We start from the raw sequence: 488 nt of genomic DNA, 5'->3' as shown, positions 1-488 counted from the left end.
CCCAACGCCTTGCAGGAAGAAGCCTTTCTTCAATTCGCAGGCGTCTGCCGTCTTGTGTGGAACCTAGCCCTTGAGCAGCGCCGCGATCACTGGCGGAACTATCAGGCCAGAACCGGCGACAACCTGAACTACGTGACACAGGCGCGGGAACTGACGCTTCTCCGCCGCGAGACAGACTTTATCCGCTCTGTCAGCCAGACCTGCCAGCAATACGCCCTCAAGGCGCTGGACGACGCCTACCGCCGCTTCTTCAAGGGCCTTGGCGGCTATCCGCAACCGAAGAAGAAAGGCGTGAACGATGCCTTCACCTTCAACGGACGTGAGATCGTTGTTGAGCGACTGAACAACCGCTGGGGCCATGTCCGTCTGCCGAAGATAGGCTGGGTCAAGTTCCGCATGACGCGCAACCTGTCCGGAAAGATAACGGAAGCCACCGTCAGTCTTACGCCTCTCGGCTGGCAGATCAGCATCGGGTGTAAGGACTGTGA

At 59.0% G+C, this 488-nt stretch carries 1 protein-coding gene; it reads left to right on the top strand.

The genetic code is table 11. From position 1 onward, the window contains the following. On the top strand, window positions 1–488 hold a 488-nt coding region (locus tag CSR02_RS00325), incomplete at both ends, for an RNA-guided endonuclease InsQ/TnpB family protein (RefSeq protein ID WP_167384060.1).

Origin of the sequence: Acetobacter pomorum, from assembly GCF_002738225.1 — a bacterium.
Lineage (GTDB): Bacteria > Pseudomonadota > Alphaproteobacteria > Acetobacterales > Acetobacteraceae > Acetobacter > Acetobacter pomorum.
This window is presented reverse-complemented; position numbering and strand designations above follow the sequence as displayed.